The sequence below is a fragment of the Variovorax sp. 01N425 genome, from assembly GCF_056399465.1.
Window position 1 is genome coordinate 1 of sequence record NZ_JBFTRJ010000003.1, and the last position, 16,952, is coordinate 16,952.

General features: G+C 68.0%; 16 protein-coding genes and 1 riboswitch. Of the genes, 14 read left to right on the forward strand and 2 right to left on the reverse strand.

The window, feature by feature from the left end; translation table 11 throughout:
* From AC1DSC_RS05555 to AC1DSC_RS05590, 8 genes are all read left to right on the forward strand, one after another.
* A partial coding sequence (locus AC1DSC_RS05555) for an integrase core domain-containing protein (RefSeq protein WP_478131778.1) occupies positions 1 to 886 on the forward strand: 886 nt, incomplete at its 5' end.
* Positions 887 to 1,222: 336 nt separating this feature from the next.
* The gene (locus tag AC1DSC_RS05560; protein WP_369664457.1) at positions 1,223 to 3,001 is read left to right on the forward strand and encodes a nitrite/sulfite reductase; all 1,779 of its coding nucleotides are present in this window, start codon (positions 1,223 to 1,225) and stop codon (positions 2,999 to 3,001) included.
* Positions 2,998 to 3,393 (forward strand): DUF934 domain-containing protein, encoded by a 396-nt coding sequence (locus tag AC1DSC_RS05565; protein ID WP_012747517.1) that lies wholly within the window; start codon positions 2,998 to 3,000, stop codon positions 3,391 to 3,393. The genes AC1DSC_RS05560 and AC1DSC_RS05565 overlap by 4 nt, the downstream gene beginning before the upstream one ends.
* Positions 3,394 to 3,413: 20 nt before the next feature.
* Complete coding sequence (locus AC1DSC_RS05570; RefSeq protein ID WP_012747516.1) at positions 3,414 to 4,046, forward strand: phosphoadenosine phosphosulfate reductase domain-containing protein; 633 nt, start codon at positions 3,414 to 3,416, stop codon at positions 4,044 to 4,046.
* A gap of 43 nt (positions 4,047 to 4,089) precedes the next feature.
* Positions 4,090 to 5,043, forward strand: coding sequence for a sulfate adenylyltransferase subunit CysD (gene cysD, locus AC1DSC_RS05575; RefSeq protein WP_012747515.1), 954 nt, complete (start codon positions 4,090 to 4,092; stop codon positions 5,041 to 5,043).
* Positions 5,043 to 6,380 carry a sulfate adenylyltransferase subunit 1 gene (locus AC1DSC_RS05580; protein ID WP_369664456.1) on the forward strand — a complete coding sequence of 446 codons (1,338 nt, stop codon included), beginning with the start codon at positions 5,043 to 5,045 and terminating at the stop codon, positions 6,378 to 6,380. Before cysD ends, AC1DSC_RS05580 begins: the two co-directional genes overlap by 1 nt.
* 43 nt (positions 6,381 to 6,423) lie before the next feature.
* Positions 6,424 to 6,753 carry a ferredoxin FdxA gene (gene fdxA, locus AC1DSC_RS05585; RefSeq protein ID WP_012747513.1) on the forward strand — a complete coding sequence of 110 codons (330 nt, stop codon included), beginning with the start codon at positions 6,424 to 6,426 and terminating at the stop codon, positions 6,751 to 6,753.
* The gene (locus tag AC1DSC_RS05590; RefSeq protein ID WP_049826086.1) at positions 6,711 to 7,784 is read left to right on the forward strand and encodes an NAD(P)/FAD-dependent oxidoreductase; all 1,074 of its coding nucleotides are present in this window, start codon (positions 6,711 to 6,713) and stop codon (positions 7,782 to 7,784) included. Before fdxA ends, AC1DSC_RS05590 begins: the two co-directional genes overlap by 43 nt.
* Here AC1DSC_RS05590 and AC1DSC_RS05595 read toward each other — a convergent pair.
* Positions 7,771 to 9,075 (reverse strand): aspartate aminotransferase family protein, encoded by a 1,305-nt coding sequence (locus tag AC1DSC_RS05595; protein WP_012747511.1) that lies wholly within the window; start codon positions 9,073 to 9,075, stop codon positions 7,771 to 7,773. The two genes, AC1DSC_RS05590 and AC1DSC_RS05595, sit on opposite strands and share 14 nt — an antisense overlap.
* Positions 9,076 to 9,192: 117 nt before the next feature.
* Positions 9,193 to 9,300: riboswitch (TPP riboswitch) on the forward strand.
* Positions 9,301 to 9,376: 76 nt separating this feature from the next.
* Here AC1DSC_RS05595 and AC1DSC_RS05600 point away from each other — a divergent pair.
* Complete coding sequence (locus AC1DSC_RS05600) at positions 9,377 to 10,717, forward strand: purine-cytosine permease family protein (RefSeq protein ID WP_012747510.1); 1,341 nt, start codon at positions 9,377 to 9,379, stop codon at positions 10,715 to 10,717.
* Here the strand turns inward: AC1DSC_RS05600 and thiD are convergent.
* Complete coding sequence (gene thiD, locus AC1DSC_RS05605) at positions 10,665 to 11,528, reverse strand: bifunctional hydroxymethylpyrimidine kinase/phosphomethylpyrimidine kinase (RefSeq protein ID WP_012747509.1); 864 nt, start codon at positions 11,526 to 11,528, stop codon at positions 10,665 to 10,667. The genes AC1DSC_RS05600 and thiD overlap by 53 nt on opposite strands.
* Positions 11,529 to 11,668: 140 nt before the next feature.
* Between thiD and AC1DSC_RS05610 the strand changes: the two genes are divergently transcribed.
* Genes AC1DSC_RS05610 through AC1DSC_RS05630 form a run of 5 tightly spaced genes read left to right on the forward strand, consistent with a single transcriptional unit; the run spans position 11,669 to position 16,929 of the window.
* Positions 11,669 to 12,760, forward strand: a complete 1,092-nt coding sequence (locus tag AC1DSC_RS05610) for an FAD-dependent oxidoreductase (RefSeq protein ID WP_012747508.1) — start codon at positions 11,669 to 11,671, stop codon at positions 12,758 to 12,760.
* Positions 12,757 to 12,960: a sulfur carrier protein ThiS gene (gene thiS, locus AC1DSC_RS05615; RefSeq protein WP_012747507.1), complete on the forward strand. Its 204-nt coding sequence runs from the start codon at positions 12,757 to 12,759 to the stop codon at positions 12,958 to 12,960. Before AC1DSC_RS05610 ends, thiS begins: the two co-directional genes overlap by 4 nt.
* Positions 12,961 to 12,995: 35 nt before the next feature.
* On the forward strand, positions 12,996 to 13,817 hold the full coding sequence (locus tag AC1DSC_RS05620) for a thiazole synthase (RefSeq protein ID WP_012747506.1): 822 nt from the start codon (positions 12,996 to 12,998) through the stop codon (positions 13,815 to 13,817).
* Positions 13,814 to 14,743 carry a thiamine phosphate synthase gene (gene thiE, locus AC1DSC_RS05625; RefSeq protein WP_012747505.1) on the forward strand — a complete coding sequence of 310 codons (930 nt, stop codon included), beginning with the start codon at positions 13,814 to 13,816 and terminating at the stop codon, positions 14,741 to 14,743. The genes AC1DSC_RS05620 and thiE overlap by 4 nt, the downstream gene beginning before the upstream one ends.
* On the forward strand, positions 14,740 to 16,929 hold the full coding sequence (locus AC1DSC_RS05630) for a TonB-dependent siderophore receptor (protein ID WP_012747504.1): 2,190 nt from the start codon (positions 14,740 to 14,742) through the stop codon (positions 16,927 to 16,929). Before thiE ends, AC1DSC_RS05630 begins: the two co-directional genes overlap by 4 nt.
* Positions 16,930 to 16,952: the final 23 nt, after the last annotated feature.

Sequence of the window (16,952 nt, forward strand, 5' to 3'; positions counted from 1 at the left end):
TGGCCGCAAGATCGCCCAGCGCCTGAGCGATCTGGGCTTCAGCGGCGTGCCCGCACCCAGCACCATCACCGGCATCCTGCATCGCCACGGACTGATCACCCCTGAAGCCAGCCAGGCGGCCGAGCATTGGCAGCGTTTCGAGCACGAGCGGCCCAATGCCCTGTGGCAAATCGATTTCAAGGGCCACTTCGAGACGGGTGCGGGGCGCTGCCATCCGCTGACGGTGATTGACGACCACTCGCGCTTCAACCTGACGATCGCTGCGTGCTCCCAGACGAACACCGCCCGCGTGCAGGATCATCTACAGCGGGTGTTCCTGCGCTACGGCTTGCCCGTACGCATCAACGCCGACAACGGCGCCCCTTGGGGCAGTCCCGCCAAGGCTGAGCACGGGCTGTCGGCGCTCAGCGTGTGGCTCATTCGTTTGGGCATTCGCATCAGCCACAGCGCGCCCTACCACCCGCAGACCAATGGCAAATTGGAGCGCTTCCATCGTTCGCTCAAGGCCGAGGTGCTCAACGGACGCAGCTTCATGGACCTGGCTCAGGCTCAGGACGCCTTCGAGCACTGGCGCAGCGTGTACAACCACGAGCGCCCGCACGAGGCGCTGGGCATGCAAACACCCGCAGCGCGCTATCAGGTGAGCCCTCGGGCCCTGCCTGCCGTGCTGGCACCGATCGAATATGGACCCGATGACCAGGTGCTCACGGTGGGCTGGAACGGCTGGGTGCACTTCGAGGGTCGCAAGCTGCGCCTGTCCAGTGCCTTGCACAGGCTGCCCGTGGCGATGCGGCCGGCCCCCAAGGTTGACGGCTGCTTCGACGCCTTCTTCTGCCACCACCGCTTCATGCGGCTGGACCTGCGCAACCTCGCCACTCCAACCTGAGCGTCCAAGGTGTTTACTATGTCCCCGCACACCTGTTACCCAGGTCCCCGGTCCATACAGCGAAGCAAAAGAAAGTAGCTCGCCCGCCGGGGCGAGACCCGGCCCCGGAAAAAAATCAACCCACGTCGCCCCCCAAAAAAACCCCTATCGCCCTTATCCAGAATAAGCATCCAACCGCCCGCAAACCCGCATGAACACTGAAGAATAAGCTTATCCGCATAAAGCCCGAACCAAAAAATAGTTTGCTTCCATAAGCCCCGGTTTCAGAATCTCCGCTTCTTGCTGGGGCGCCCCGTTGTACGTGCGGCACCGCACTTCTTCAAGATCACACGCACGATGTACCAATACACAGAATTCGATCGCCAGTTCGTCCATCAACGGGCTGCCCAGTTCAGAGACCAGCTCGAGCGCTGGCAGAAGGGCCGCCTGCACGAAGACGAGTTCCGTCCGCTGCGGCTGCAAAACGGCTGGTATGTGCAGCGCTACGCGCCGATGCTGCGCGTGGCCGTGCCCTACGGCGAGCTTTCGAGCCGCCAGCTGCGCGTGCTCGCCCGCATCGCCCGCGAGTACGACGAGCCCGAAGCCGAGGTCTACCGCAAGGCCGTCGAGACGCAGGGCCTGCTCGGCAGCCACAAGCTGCCCACGCACTACGCCCACTTCTCGACGCGCCAGAACGTCCAGTACAACTGGATTCCGCTGTCGAAGTCGGCCGACGTGATGGACCTGCTGGCCTCGGTCGACATGCACGGCATCCAGACCAGCGGCAACTGCATCCGCAACATCACGAGCGACGAGCGCGCCGGCATCGCGGTCGACGAGATCGCCGATCCGCGCCCCTACGCCGAAATCATGCGCCAGTGGAGCACGCTGCATCCTGAATTCGCGTTCCTGCCGCGCAAGTTCAAGATCGCGATCACCGGCGCCGCCGAAGACCGCGCCGCCACCGGCTGGCACGACGTGGGCCTGAAGCTCGTGAAGAACGAAGCGGGCGAGATCGGTTTTCGTGTGCAGGTGGGCGGCGGCATGGGCCGCACGCCGATCATCGGCACCGTGCTGCGCGAGTTCCTGCCGTGGCAGCAGATCATGAACTACCTCGAAGCGGTGATCCGGATCTACAACCGCTATGGCCGCCGCGACAACATCTACAAGGCGCGCATCAAGATCCTCGTGAAGGCCGAAGGCCAGCGCTACATCGACGATGTCGAGGCCGAGTACAAGCAGATCATCGAGCACGACGGCGCGCCGCACACCATCACGCAGGAAGAGTACGACCGTGTGGCCGCCTCCTTCGTGCCGCCGACGCTCGCCACCCGCGTGCTGCAAAGCGCCGAGAAGACCGACGCCGAGCTGCGTGCCCACGCCGACGACGACGTGATGTTCGCGCGCTGGCTGGCCCGCAACGTGGCCGCGCACAAGAACCCCGCGCTGCGTGCCGTCACGCTGTCGTTCAAGCGCCTGAAGCAGGCGCCCGGCGACGCCTCGGCCGACCAGCTCGACACGCTCGCCGAACTGGCCGACCGCTTCTCGGCCGGCGAGGCCCGCGTCACGCACGACCAAAACATCGTGCTGCCCTGGGTGCATGCCGAAGACCTGCACGCGCTGTGGCTCGCTGCCCGCGCGGCCGGCTTTGCCAGCGCCAACGTGCACCTGCTGACCGACATGATCGCCTGCCCCGGCGGCGATTTCTGCGCGCTGGCCAATGCGCGCTCCATTCCCATTGCCGAAGCCATCACCGAGCGCTATCAAGACCTCGACGAACTCGACGACCTGGGCGAGATCGACCTGCACATCAGCGGCTGCATCAACTCCTGCGGGCACCACCACAGCGGCCACATCGGCATCCTGGGCGTCGACAAGGACGGCAAGGAGTGGTACCAGGTCACCCTTGGCGGCTCCGACGGCTCGGCCCTCAGCGGCACGCCGCAGGCCGGCAAGGTGGTCGGCCCTTCGTTCTCGGCGGCCGAAGTGCCGGGCGTGATCGAGGCCGTGCTCACCACCTACCGCGACACCCGCGAAGGCGGCGAGACCTTCATCGACACGCTGCGCCGCGTCGGCCACGACCCGTTCAAGGCCGCGGCCAACGGTGCGCGCTTCAAGGTGGAGGAAGCGGCATGAACCGGCGCCTCAACATCCTTGCCGCCGAGGAACATATCGACGACGGCGACCCGAAGGTGCTGCAGCTGCCCAACGATGCCGATCCGCTCGCCATCGAGGTGTGCCTGGAAGACATCGAGCGCATCGACCTGAACTTTCCGAAGTTCACCGATGGCCGCGCCTACAGCCAGGCCTTTTTGCTGCGCCGCCGGCTCGGTTTCAAGGGCGACATCCGCGCCACCGGTGACGTGCTGATCGACCAGTTGGTGCAGATGGAACGCACCGGCTTCTCGAGCGCCGTGCTCAAGGAAGGCGTGGACGCCACCGACGCACAGCGCCAGTTCGACCGCTTCTCGGCCTTCTATCAGGGCGATGCAATAAAGCCCGCGCCGCACTTCGCGGCCGGCACCTGAGCCCGCACGGAACCATCGACATGAGCATCGCCACGAACATCGATCTTGCACGCATCAACGCCGAACTCGGCCGCAACGCCGAGGGCCTGGTGGACTGGGCCATCGGCCTCGGCCAGCGCGCGATCGTCACCACCAATTTCCGCCCGTTCGAGGCGGTGATCCTGCACATGGTCACGCGCGCCAAGCGCGATGTTCCTGTGGTCTGGATGGACAACGGCTACAACACCGAGGCCACCTACCGCTTTGCCGACGAGGTGACCAGGCAGCTGGGCCTGGACCTGTACATCTACCTGCCGCGCCGTTCGCGTGCGCATCGCGAAGCCGTGGAAGGCCCGACGCCGGCGCTCGACGATCCGCGCCATGCCGCCTTTACCGAGGAAGTGAAGCTCGAGCCCTTTGCCCGCGCGCTGCGCGAGACGGCACCGCAGGTCTGGTTCACCGCGCTTCGGGCCACCGACACGGCCGTGCGCGCGCAGATGGACCCGGTCAGCGTCAATCCGGACGGCTTGATCAAGGTCGCGCCGCTCCTGCACTGGTCGTCCAAGGACCTGTACACGTACTGCGAAGCGCATGGCCTGCCCAACAACTTCGACTACGTGGACCCGACCAAGGGCGAAGACAACCGCGAGTGCGGATTGCACCTCTCGCACTGAGCGCCCACGCCTCGCCGATCCTCCGCATCCAGCACCCACCCCGATGAACGCCCGTACCGAAACCGAACTGCTGCTGCCGCCCATGCACTCTCCCGCGCGCCTGTCCAACACCCATCTCGATGCGCTGGAAGAGGAAACCGTCTTCATCCTGCGCGAAGTGGCGGCCGCCTTCGAGCGCCCCACCCTGCTGTTCTCAGGCGGCAAGGATTCGCTGGTGCTGCTCAAGTGCGCGGAAAAGGCCTTTGGCGCCGGCCGCATTCCGTACCCGCTGCTGATGATCGACACGGGTCACAACTTCCCCGAAGTGACGGCCTACCGCGACCAGCGCGCGAAGGAACTGGGCGCCGAACTCATCGTGCGCAGCGTGGAAGATTCGATGGCGCGCGGCACCGTGCGCCTCGCCCACCCCGGCGAATCGCGCAATGCGCACCAGTCGGTCACGCTGCTCGAGGCCATTGAAGAATTCCGCTTCGACGCGCTGATCGGCGGCGCGCGCCGCGACGAGGAAAAGGCGCGCGCCAAGGAGCGCATCTTTTCGCACCGCGATTCCTTCGGCCAATGGCAGCCCAAGGACCAGCGCCCCGAGCTGTGGACGCTGTTCAACACCCGCCTCGCACCGGGCGAGCACTTCCGCGTGTTCCCGATCTCCAACTGGACCGAGCTCGACGTGTGGCAGTACATCGAGCGCGAGCACGTCGGCCTGCCGTCGATCTACTACACGCACAAGCGCGAAGTGGTCGAGCGCCGCGGCCTGCTGGTGCCCGTGACCGAACTCACCCCGCCGCGCGACGGCGAAACCGTGCAGGTGCGCGACGTGCGCTTTCGCACCGTGGGCGACATCACGACCACCTGCCCGGTCGAGAGCCTGGCGGCCGACGCGGGCGACGTGGTCCTCGAGACGCTGAGCGTCGACGTCAGCGAGCGCGGCGCGACGCGGATGGACGACATGACTTCGGAAGCTTCGATGGAGAAGCGCAAAAAAGACGGGTATTTCTGATGAGCACGACAACGGCAACCCTTGACAACACCGCCCTCCACGGCGACACCGGCACCGCCCTGCGCTTCATCACCTGCGGCTCGGTCGACGACGGCAAGAGCACGCTGATCGGCCGCCTGCTGGTCGACAGCAAGACCGTGCTGCAGGACCAGCTCGCCGGCGTGCAGCGCGGCGGCGAAACCGACCTGGCCCTTTTGACCGACGGTCTCTCGGCCGAACGCGAGCAGGGCATCACGATCGACGTGGCCTACCGCTACTTCTCGACCGCCAAGCGCAAGTTCATCATCGGCGACGCGCCGGGCCATGAGCAGTACACCCGCAACATGGTCACGGCCGCCTCGGCTGCCGATGCCGCCGTGGTGCTGGTCGATGCCACCAAGCTGGCCTGGGCCGCCGAAGTGGAAGACGGCACCGTGGTCAAGCGCGAGTTGCTGCCGCAGACCCGCCGCCACACACTGCTGTGCCACCTTCTGCGCGTGCAGTCGATCGTGTTCGCGGTCAACAAGCTCGACGCCATCGACGACGCGGGCCTGGCCTTCGAGCGCATCTCGACCGCGCTCAACGCCTTTGCCGAAGCGGCCGGCGTGCAGGTGGCGGCCATCGTGCCGATCTCGGCGCTCAAGGGCTGGAACGTGGCCACGCGCCATGGCGACTGGGTCGGCTACGAGGGCCCGAGCCTGCTCGAACTGCTCGAGGAATTGCCGGTCACCGCGCAGGACGAGGACGTGCCCTTCGCCTTCCCGGTGCAGTGGGTCGAGAAGTTCTCGGCCTCGGCCGACACCTCGCAGGGCCGCCGCGTGTTCTGGGGCCGCGTGGCTTCCGGCCATGTGGAACCGGGCCAGCGCGTGACCGTGCTACCGAGCAACCAGACCGCCACGGTCGCGCAGGTGCTGAGCCACACGCGGCAGCCGAAGGTGGTGCATGCGGGCCACAGCGCCGGCATCGTGCTCGACCGCGAGGTCGACGTCTCGCGCGGCGACTGGCTGCTGGCGCCCGGCGCCTTCGAGCCGGTGCGCGAGATCACCGCCACCGTGGCCTGGCTCGACGACGAGCCGCTGGTCGCGGGCCGCGTCTACTGGGCGCTGCAGGGCCACCGCTGGGTCAAGGCCAAGGTGGCGCGCATCGTCGACCGGGTGAACATCACCACGCTCGAATCCGAGCCCGCAACGCAGCTGGAAGCCAATTCCATCGGCGACGTGGTGCTTTCGCTGCAGCAGCCGCTGGCCGTGCTGCCCTTCACGCAATCGCGCGCCCTGGGCTCGCTGGTGCTGGTCGATACGGCCTCCCACAAGACCGCTGCCGCCGTGCTCGTGCAGCCTGCCGCCGCAAAGGCCTAAAATCTGGGGTTTTCCCCGACCTCACACTGACGTTAGAAGACAAATGACCCACGTCGTCTCCGAAGCCTGCATCCGTTGCAAATACACCGACTGCGTGGACGTATGCCCCGTGGATTGCTTCCGCGAAGGCCCCAACATGCTGGTGATCGACCCGGACGAATGCATCGACTGCGCCGTCTGCATCCCCGAGTGCCCGGTCAACGCGATCTATGCCGAGGAAGACCTTCCGGCCAACCAGATCGCGTTCATCAAGCTCAACGCCGAACTCGCGGTGGCCGATGGCTGGAAGAGCATCACCAAGCGCAAGCCCGCGCTGCCCGACGCCGAAGAATGGAAAGACAAGACCGACAAGGTCGGCGAACTGGTCCGTTGAACCCCCAAGGCCGAGCCCCCGTCGAAACCGACGCGCTGATCATCGGCGCCGGTCCGGTCGGGCTGTTCCAGGCCTTCCAGCTCGGCCTGCTCGAGATCTCCTGCCATATCGTCGATGCACTGCCCACCGCGGGCGGCCAGTGCGTGGCGCTCTACGGCGGCAAGCCGATCTACGACATTCCGGGCACGCCGGTCACCAACGGAAGCGAACTCGCGCAGTCGCTGCTCAAGCAGGTCGAGCCGTTCAAGCCCCAGTTCCATTTTGGCGAGCAGGTGGCCACGCTCGAACGGCAGGCCGACGAGCGCCTGCTGCTGACCACCACCGCCGGCACGGCTTTCCTGGCGAAGACCGTGTTCATCGCGGCCGGTGTCGGTGCCTTCGTGCCCAAGCGCATCGCGCTCGAAGGCATTGCGCAGTTCGAAGGCCGCTCGCTTTTCTACCACCCCGATTCGCTGGACCGCTTTGCCAGGCAGGCGGTGGTGGTGAATGGCGGCGACGACGTGGCGCTGGAAACCGCCATCGCGCTCACGGCCATTGCGAAGCAGGTCACGCTGGTCCACCGGCGCGACGGGTTCCAGGCCGACGAGGCGCTGGTCGCGTCGATGCGCGCGCTGGTGGCCGACGGCAAGCTCGCGTTCAAGGTCGGCCAACCCACCGCTTTCGACGGCAGGCAACTGCAGATCACCACGCCCGACGCAACCACCGTCGACCTGCCGCTCGACGCGCTGATCGCCTGCCTGGGCATCTCCCCGCGCCTCGGCCCCATTGCCGACTGGGGCCTGGAACTGGAGCGCAAGCAGGTGCCGGTCGACACCGAGAAGTACGAAACCCGTGAACGCGGCGTGTTCGCGGTGGGTGACATCAACACCTATCCGGGCAAGAAGAAGCTCATCGTCTGCGGCTTCCATGAAGCCACGCTGGCGGCCTGGGGCGCCACCGCCATCGTGTTCCCGGGCAAGGCGATTCCGCTGCAGTACACGACCACCAGCACGCGGCTGCACGAGCTGCTGGGCGTGGCTACTTCGCGCTAGGCAGCAGCGCGCGGTATTCGCCGATGAAGCGGCCGATGGCGGCGGCGAACCGGTCGATGTCCGCATCGGTCAGCGGCAGAGACAGCACGATGAAGCCGCGCGGCGAGGCGTAGATGCCCTCGCCCAGCAGGTGGAAGAACAGCAACTGCCGCAGCCGCCCGTCGACCGCCGCCAGGTCGTCCACGCGCCGCACTTCCCCGCGCACGAAATGTGCGTTCATCAGCGAACCGACGCCGGTGAACTGCATGGCCACATCCTCTTTCGCACACAGCGCATTGAGCCGCGCACGCATCGCCTCGCCGCGCTCGGCCAGCCTGCCTGCCGCCTCGGGCGTGAACAGCTTCGTGAGGCCCGCATAGCCGGCCGCCATGGTCATCACGTTGTTGTTGAAGGTGCCCGAATGGGAGAGCGACCCGGTGCGCGGATCGAACTGCGCCATCACGTCCGAGCGCCCGCCGAAAGCGCCGAACGACATGCCGCCGCCGATGTACTTGCCCAGCGTGGTCAGGTCCGACCGGATGCCCAGCTTGTTGGCGAGGCCGTTCGGTGCGAGGCGCGAGGTCATGACCTCGTCGAAGACCAGCAGCGCGCCCACCTTCGTCGCACCCTCGCGAAGTGCTTGCAGAAAGTCGAGGCGCCCCGGAATGCAGCCGCTCGCACCCTGCATCGGCTCGACCAGGATCGCGGCGATCTCCGACCCGTGCTTCTCGATCTGTTCGCTCGCAGCCTGCACATCGTTGTAGGGCAGCACCAGGAAGTCGAAGGGCACGGTCGTCGGCAGCGGCTTGGCGCCGAACCCGAGCACGCCGCCGTGGTAGCCGCCCGAAAACACCACGATCTTCCGCCGCCCCGTGAAGTGCAGCGCGGCCGTGAGCGCCATCAGGTTGGCCTCGGTGCCCGAGTTGGTGAAGCGCAATTGCTCGATCTGCGGAAAGCGCTCGCAGATGGTCTTGGCGAGCCTTCCTTCGAGCAGGTTGTGGCCCGTGAGGTTGATGCCACCCTGCATTGCCTCGACGACGGCATCGCGGATCTCGGGTGCCGAGTGGCCGTAGACGCCGGCCGTGTATTCGGCGATGAAGTCGGCATAGCGGTGGCCGTCGGCATCCCAGAGCGCAGCGCCCTCGCCCTTGGCGATGGTGAGCGGAAACGGCGCATAGAACAGCACCGAGCGGCTGTTGGCACCGGGCATGTAGCGCACCTGCGCCTCGAACTGGCGCCGGCTGGCCGGGTTGGCCTCGGTGAAGCGCTGGAAGGCCTGGGCAAGGGACTGGTCGATTGCGGAATCGCTCATGGAACACATCCTCGAAGTGGCGGCATGCGGATTGCCATATCCGGACCATCATCCATGGTTTGGAGGCTGGGCGCACAGGCTCGTACAATAGTTTCCGCTTTGCGCCACGGCGCGGAGCACCACCGCTAGGGGTGTCGAACCGGGATCCGTTCCGGGGCTGACTGAGAGAGTCCCTTTGAACCTGACTGAGGTAATCCTCGCGCAGGGAAGCTGGTCCGGCGGCCTGTCGCGTTGTCTCGCGCGATGGCTCCACCGCCGGAGCCTCGCCCACCTGCCAAACCTTTTGCACTGGAGCAACTGGATGGCACACGACGACGAACTTTCTTCCGCCAACGAGGCGCTGGCGCCCCTGCCCGCGTCGCAGCGCGTGTTCGGCTGGCACGACCACGCATCGCTCTGGTTCAGCCTGGGCGTCGGGCTGCTGGTGATGCAGATCGGTGCCTACCTGGTGCCGGCGGTGGGCACGCGCGACGCGGCCATCGCGATCGTGCTGGGTTCGCTGCTCGGCGCAGGCCTGTTGGCCTGGACTGCGCGGCTCGGCTGCGAGAGCGGCCTGGCGAGCGCCGGGCTGATGCACGCCACCTACGGCAGCGCCTTCGCACGGCTGCCGGTGCTGCTCAACATCGTGCAGCTGGTGGGCTGGACCACCTTCGAGCTCGTCATCATGCGCGAAGGCACGCAGGCGATCGGCCAGCAGGCCTTCGGCCTGGCGCTCGGCGGGCCGCTGGGCGGCGCCCTCACCACGCTGCTCTGGGGCGCGGTGCTGCTGGCGCTTTTGGCCGGCTCCATGGTCAAGCTGGTGCGGCGCTTCGTGAGCCGCTTCGGCCTGCCGCTGGTGGTGCTTTCTCTGCTCTGGCTGACCTGGCAGTTCGCGACGCGCCTGCAAGCCAAGGGCCTCGACGCCTTCTGGGCGCGCCCCGGCGACGGCGGCATGGGCATGTTCAGCGCGCTCGACCTGGTGATTGCGATGCCGGTCTCGTGGCTGCCGCTGGTGGCCGACTACGCGCGCCACGGCAAGCGCAGCGCAGGCGGCCTGGGCAGCGCCTTCAGCGGCACCTGGATCGGCTATGCGCTGGCCAACGTCTGGTGCTATGCGCTCGGCGTGATGGTGGTGAGCGTGGCGGAGCCGGGCACCGGCCTGGTCACCGCGCTGCTGCTCGCCCAAGGCGGCCTGGTGGCGCTGGGCCTGATCCTGATCGACGAGCTCGACAACGCGTACGGCGATGTGTATTCGGGCTCGGTGTCCACCCATAGCCTGCTGCCGCGCTGGAGCGTGCGGCGCTGGGGCCTCCTGCTGGCGGCGCTGTGCACGGCGCTCGCGCTGGTGCTGCCGATGCACACGCTCGAGCCGTTCCTGCTGATGCTGAGTTCGGTGTTCGTGCCGCTCTACGGCGTAATCCTGGGGCGGCTGGGCACGGGCCAGGCGGTCTTGTCGGTGGGCACGCGCCGGGTCGACCTGGGCGCGGCGCTGATCTGGATTGCGGGCATCGCGGCCTACCACGCGCTCGCCAAGTGGGCGCCGCAATTCGGCTCGGCGCTGCCCACGCTGGCCGCGACATTCCTGCTGGCCTGGGCCAGCCGGCCCAAGGCTACGCCGACGGCGGCAGGCGGTGCGTCGGCACTGGCGCAAAACCGTGGTTGAGCGGACCGTGTCCCGCGCCGGTCTTCACATGCGCACCGGCGGCCATCGCGCCGAGGATGTAGGCGCGCGCGCATTCGACGGCCTCGGGCAACGCAAGCCCCAGCGCCAGGTGCGCGGCAATGGCGGACGACAGCGTGCAGCCCGTGCCATGCAGGTTGCGGCTCGCGATGCGCTGCGAGGCCAGCCGCTTTCGAGCGCCGCCCGCCTGCAGCAGCACGTCGACCACCTCGTCGCCCGGCAAGTGCCCGCCCTTGAGCAGCACGGCCTGCGCGCCGAGCGCCAGCAGTTCGTTGGCCGCATCGTCGAGGGCATCGATGCCGCCGATCGCATGGCCGATCAGCAAGGCCGCTTCGTCGAGGTTGGGCGTGACCACCACGGCGCGCGGGAACAGCTCGCGCACCAGCACCTGCACGGTTTCGGAGGCGATCAGGCGGTCGCCGCTGGTGGCGACCATCACCGGGTCGAGCACTACGTTGGGCAGCCGGTAGTGATCGATGGCCCAGGCCACCACCTCGACCACCTCGGGCGCATGCAGCATGCCGAGCTTGACCGCATCCACGCCGATGTCCTCGACCACCGCCTGGATCTGCGCCTTGAGGAAAGCCGGCGGCACGCCATGGATGCCCGACACGCCGAGCGTGTTCTGCGCGGTGAGCGCCGTGATGGCCGTCATGCCGTAGCAGCCGAGCGCCGCGAAGGTCTTCAGGTCGGCCTGGATGCCGGCACCGCCGCCGCTGTCGGAGCCGGCGATCGAGAGCACGCGTGCGTAGCGCAGGGGCCCCTGGGGCGCGTCGGAAAGTGCTTGGGTCATGCTGAAAATTATCGGCGACTGGCCCTGCCTTGCTCCCTTCCCTTCCGGGGGAGGGCCGGGGCGGGGGCGCGCGGCGCATCCACGGGGCGCTCCGGTGGCCCCCCTCCCCACCTTCCCCCGGCGGGGGAAGAAGCAAGACCATGAGCCTCCCATTCCAATCCGCCGCCATCCTCGGCGCGGGCCTCATGGGCCGGTTGCTCGCGGTCACGCTGGCGCGGGCCGGCTGCAAGGTCGAGCTGTTCGAAGCGGGCAGCCCCGAAGCCGAAGGCGCCGCCGCGCGCGTGGCGGCCGCCATGCTCGCGCCGCTGGCCGAATCGGCCGTGGCGCCGGTGCCGCTCGTGCGCATGGGGCAGTACGCGCTGGGCCGCTGGCCCGAGTTGCTGGCACCGCTGGCGCAGCCCGTGTTCTTCCAGCGCGAAGGCACGCTGGTGCTGTGGCACCGCCAGGACGCCGCCGAGGCCGCGCGGCTCGCGCGCGTGCTGGCGCGCACCGGCACGCAGGTGCCTGAGCTCGCCCCCATGCGCACGCTCGACGGCAGCGGGATTGCCGCGCTCGAGCCGTCGCTCGGCCAGCGCTTCGCGCAGGGTTTGTTCCTTCCGGGCGAAGGCCAGCTCGACAACCGCGCGCTGCTGGCTTCGCTGCTGGCCACGCTGCAGGCCAGCCCCGGGGTGAAGCTGCATTGGCAGTCGCCACGCACGCCTGGCGATTTTTCTCCGGGCACGCCGGGCCAGCCCGACTGGGTGATCGACTGCCGCGGCCTCGGCGCCAAGCCGCAGTGGAACGCGCTGCGCGGCGTGCGCGGCGAAGTCGTCCGCGTGCATGCGCCCGAGGTGAGGCTGCAGCGGCCCACGCGGCTGGTGCATCCGCGCTATCCGCTCTACATCGCACCCAAGCCCGGCAGCGTGTTCGTGATCGGCGCGACCGAGATCGAATCCGACGACATGTCGCCCGCCAGCGTGCGCTCCACGCTCGAGCTGCTGAGCGCGGCCTATGCGGTGCACAGCGGCTTCGCCGAAGCCCGCATCCTCGAGATCGCGACCCAATGCCGCCCCACGCTGCCCGACAACCTGCCCGCGATCCGCCAGCCGCAGCCGCGCGTGCTGCAGATCAACGGCCTGTACCGCCACGGTTTCATGATTGCGCCCGCCGTGCTCGACGCCGCCATGGAGCTGCTCGTGCACGGCCGCTCTGCGCTCGCGCAGAAGCTCGGCCTGGAGACACCCGAAGCATGACGATGAATGTCCTGATCAACGACAAGCCCTACACGCTGCCGGACGGCGCCACCGTGGTCGACGCGCTGGCCGCACTCGATGCGGTGCCGCCGTTCGCGGTGGCCGTGAACCGCGAGTTCGTGCCGCGCTCGGCCCATGCGGCGCGCGCGCTGCAGCCCGAAGACCGCATCGAAGTGATCCGCCCCGTGACCGGCGGCTGAACAAGCAACCCACAGAGATGGAGACAACACGCACCATGACGACCGCATCTGCAATTCCGGACAACGATCCGCTGGTTCTCTACGGCCAGACCTTCCATAGCCGCCTGCTGCTGGGCACCGCGCGCTATCCCTCGCCGGACCTGCTCGAAGCCGCGGTGAAGCGCGCCAAGCCCGCCATGCTGACGGCCTCGCTGCGCCGCCAGTCCGCCAGCCCCGGCGCAAGCGACAGCGGCAACGGCTTCTGGGAGCTGCTGCGCCGGCTCGCGGTGCCGGTGCTGCCCAACACCGCCGGCTGCCACAGCGTGCAGGAGGTGATCGCCACCGCGCAGATGGCGCGCGAGCTGTTCGACACGCCATGGATCAAGCTCGAACTGATCGGCGACGACTACACGCTGCAGCCCGACACGCTGAACCTCGTCGATGCCGCATCGCAGCTGATCCGCGACGGTTTCCAGGTGCTGCCCTATTGCACCGAGGACCTCGTGCTGTGCCAGCGGCTGGTCGACGTCGGCTGCCAGGCCGTGATGCCCTGGGCGGCGCCCATCGGCACCGGCCGCGGACCGGTCAACCCCTACGCGCTGCAGCTGCTGCGCGAGCGGCTCAGCGTGCCGATGCTGGTCGATGCGGGCCTCGGCCTGCCCTCGCATGCCTGCCAGGTCATGGAATGGGGCTACGACGGCGTACTGCTCAACACCGCCGTGGCGCTGGCGCAAGACCCGGTGTCGATGGCCGGCGCCTTCGCCGACGCCGTGCAGGCTGGCCGCGCCGCCCACCGCGCCGGTGCCATGGCCGCGCAAGACTCCGCGCAGCCCAGCACGCCGGTGCTCGGCACGCCCTTCTGGCATCACGCACCATGAGCGCTTCGACAGACGCCCGCGCCATCTCGCAGGCCATCGTCGCGACGCACGGGCTGCGCTTCGGCACCAACATGCCCGCGGCCATTTCAGCGGGCCGCTTTTCCTCGGACGAGCCGGTGTACCGCGGCGCAAAGCAGGCCTGCACGGCGCTCGGCTTCATCGAGATCGATGCCGAATGCCTGGCACGCGCCTGGCAGGCGCAGACGGCGCGCACCGGTGCTTTCGATGCCAACCAGTGGCCCGAAACGCCCGTCGATTTCGGTATGCGCGCGTTCCCGCCCACCGAACGCGACGACGCCTTCGCGCCCTGCCCCGAACGGCTCGGCCTCTACGCCGTGCTGCCCGATGCGCAATGGGTCGGCCGCATGGCGCGCGCCGGCGTTCCCACGGTGCAGCTGCGCTTCAAGTCGGACGACGCGGCAGCCACCGAGCGCGAAGTGCATTCGGCCGTCGACGCGGTGCGCGGCACCGGCGCGCTGCTCTTCATCAACGACCACTGGCAGACGGCCATTGCCGCGGGTGCCTACGGCGTGCACCTGGGCCAGGAAGACCTCGACGCGCTCGCGCCCGAACAGGTGCAGCAGATCCGCGATGCGGACCTGCGGCTCGGCGTCAGCACCCACGGCTATGCCGAGATGGTGCGCGCCGATGCGGTGAGCCCGAGCTACATCGCGATGGGCGCGGTGTATCCGACCACCCTCAAGAAGATGGCGACCGCACCGCAGGGCGTGGCGCGGCTAGCGGCCTATGCGCGCCTGCTGCGCGGCTATCCGCAGGTGGGCATCGGTGGCATCGACGCTGTGCGGCTGCCCGAGGTGCTGGCCACCGGCGTCGGCTCCGTCGCCGTGGTGCGCGCGCTTGTCGCCGCAGAAGATCCCGAGGCCACGGCCGCGCAATGGATGGCGTCGATAGCCGCCGCCACATGAACGAAGCAATGACACAAAAGAAATTCCGATCCTGGCCGCTGACGCCGGTCTCTCGTGCAGTAGCCACCACCTTTCTTCTTCTGGCGGCCGGCGGCGCGCAAGCCCAGCAGCCAACCGAGCAGTTGCCCGCCATCACGGTGAACGAAAGCAGCGCCGCCCCGCAAGCCGAAGTGAGCGGCTTCGGCGACGTGCCGCTGCGCGAGCTGCCGCTCTCGGCCACGGTGATCGACAGCACGCAGCTTCGCACGAGCGGCGCGCGCCGCCTCGCCGACCTCACGCAGTTCGATTCCTCGGTGACCGATGCCTACAACTCGGCCGGCTACTGGGACTACCTCACGGTGCGCGGCTTCGTGCTGGACAACCGCTTCAACTACCGGCGCGAAGGCCTGCCGATCAGCGCCGAGACATCGATCCCGCTCGACAACAAGGAGCGCATCGAGATCCTGCGCGGCACCAGCGGCATCCAGGCCGGCACCAGCGCGCCGGGCGGGCTGGTCAACTACGTGGTCAAGCGGCCCACCGAGCAGGACCTGCGCACGCTGCGCATCGAAACCACCAGCCGCGGCAGCGTGCTCGGCGCGCTCGACCTGGGCGGGCGCTTCGGTGCGAACCGCGAGTTCGGCTACCGGCTCAACATCGCGAGCGAAAACCTCAAGCCGCTCGTGCACAACCTCGACGGCAACCGCAACCTGTTCTCGCTGGCGGGCGACTGGCGCATCACGCGCGATTCGGTGCTCGAGTTCGAGATCGAGCGCAGCCACAAGACCCAGCCGAGCCAGAACGGCTTCAGCCTGCTGGGCAGCACGCTGCCGGTGCCGGTCGATCCGAGGATCAACCTCAACAACCAGCCGTGGTCGCAGCCTTCGGAATTCAACGCGCTCACCGGCAGCGTGCGCTTCAGCCAGGCGCTCAATGCCGACTGGCGCTGGAGCGCGCAGATCGGCCAGCAAAGGCTCAAGACCGATGACCGCCTGGCCTATGCCTTCGGCTTCGATTGCCACCCTGAAAGCAACTTCTCTTACTGTGATCGCTACGGCCCCGACGGCACCTTCGACTTCTACGACTTCCGCAGCGAAAACGAGCGGCGCACGCAAACGGCCGGCAGCCTCAACCTCAAGGGCAACGTGACGGCCGGCAGCGTGCGGCACGAGCTCGGCTTCGGCCTGCTCGCGAGCCACGTGCGCAACCGCTTCCAGGACCAGGCCTACAACTACGTCGGCACCGGCAACGTGTGGGCCACGGCCGTGGTGCCGCCCGACCCCACGCTGACCGACGCCAACACCAACCGCGACGAGCGTTCCACCGAGCTCTCGGTGCAGGACGCGATCCGCTGGAACAGCCGCTTCACCACCTGGCTCGGCGTGCGCCACACGCGGCTGGACCGCGACAGCATCCGCACCGATGGCACGCGCCCCACCGGCTACAAGGACGGCATCACCACCCCATGGATCGCCGCCAGCTTCGCCATCCAGCCGGGCCTGCTGGCCTATGCGAGCTGGGGCAAGGGCGTCGAGTCGCAGGTGGTGCCGAACAAGAGTTCGCAGTACAACAACGCCGGCGAGGCGCTGCCCGCGCTGACCTCGCGCCAGTGGGAGCTGGGCCTCAAGGGCGGAAGCGACGTCTTCGCCTGGCAGCTCGCGTGGTTCGACATCAAGCGCCCGATGACGAACCTCGATGCCTGCAACCGTCTCGGCACCACACCCTGCGACGGACGCTACGACGGCAGCGCCGTGCACCGCGGGCTCGAAGCGGGCGCACAGTGGAACACGGGGCCCTGGCGCCTTGCAGGCAGCGTCACGCTGATCGATGCCAAGCGCCGCGGAAGCACCGCCGAGCCGGCCACCAACGGCCAGTCGCCCACCAACGTGCCCAAGCAGGTGCTGCGCGCGCAGGCCGGCTACCGCGTGGCTTCGGTGCCGGGCCTCGAGTTGCTCGGACAGCTCTCGCATGAAGGCCGGCGCAACGTGCTGCCCGATGGTTCGATCGCCCTGCCCTCATGGACGCGCGTCGATGCCGTGCTGCGCTACGACACCCGGCTGCGCGGCGTGAACACGAGCTGGAGCATCGCCATCGACAACCTGTTCGATCGCCGCTACTGGAAGGAATCGCCCTACCAGTTCGGCCACGTCTATCTCTTTCCAGGTGCACCGCGCACGCTGCGCCTGGGCTTGAGCGTGTCGCTCTGAATGAGTGCCCGAATTTTTTTCAG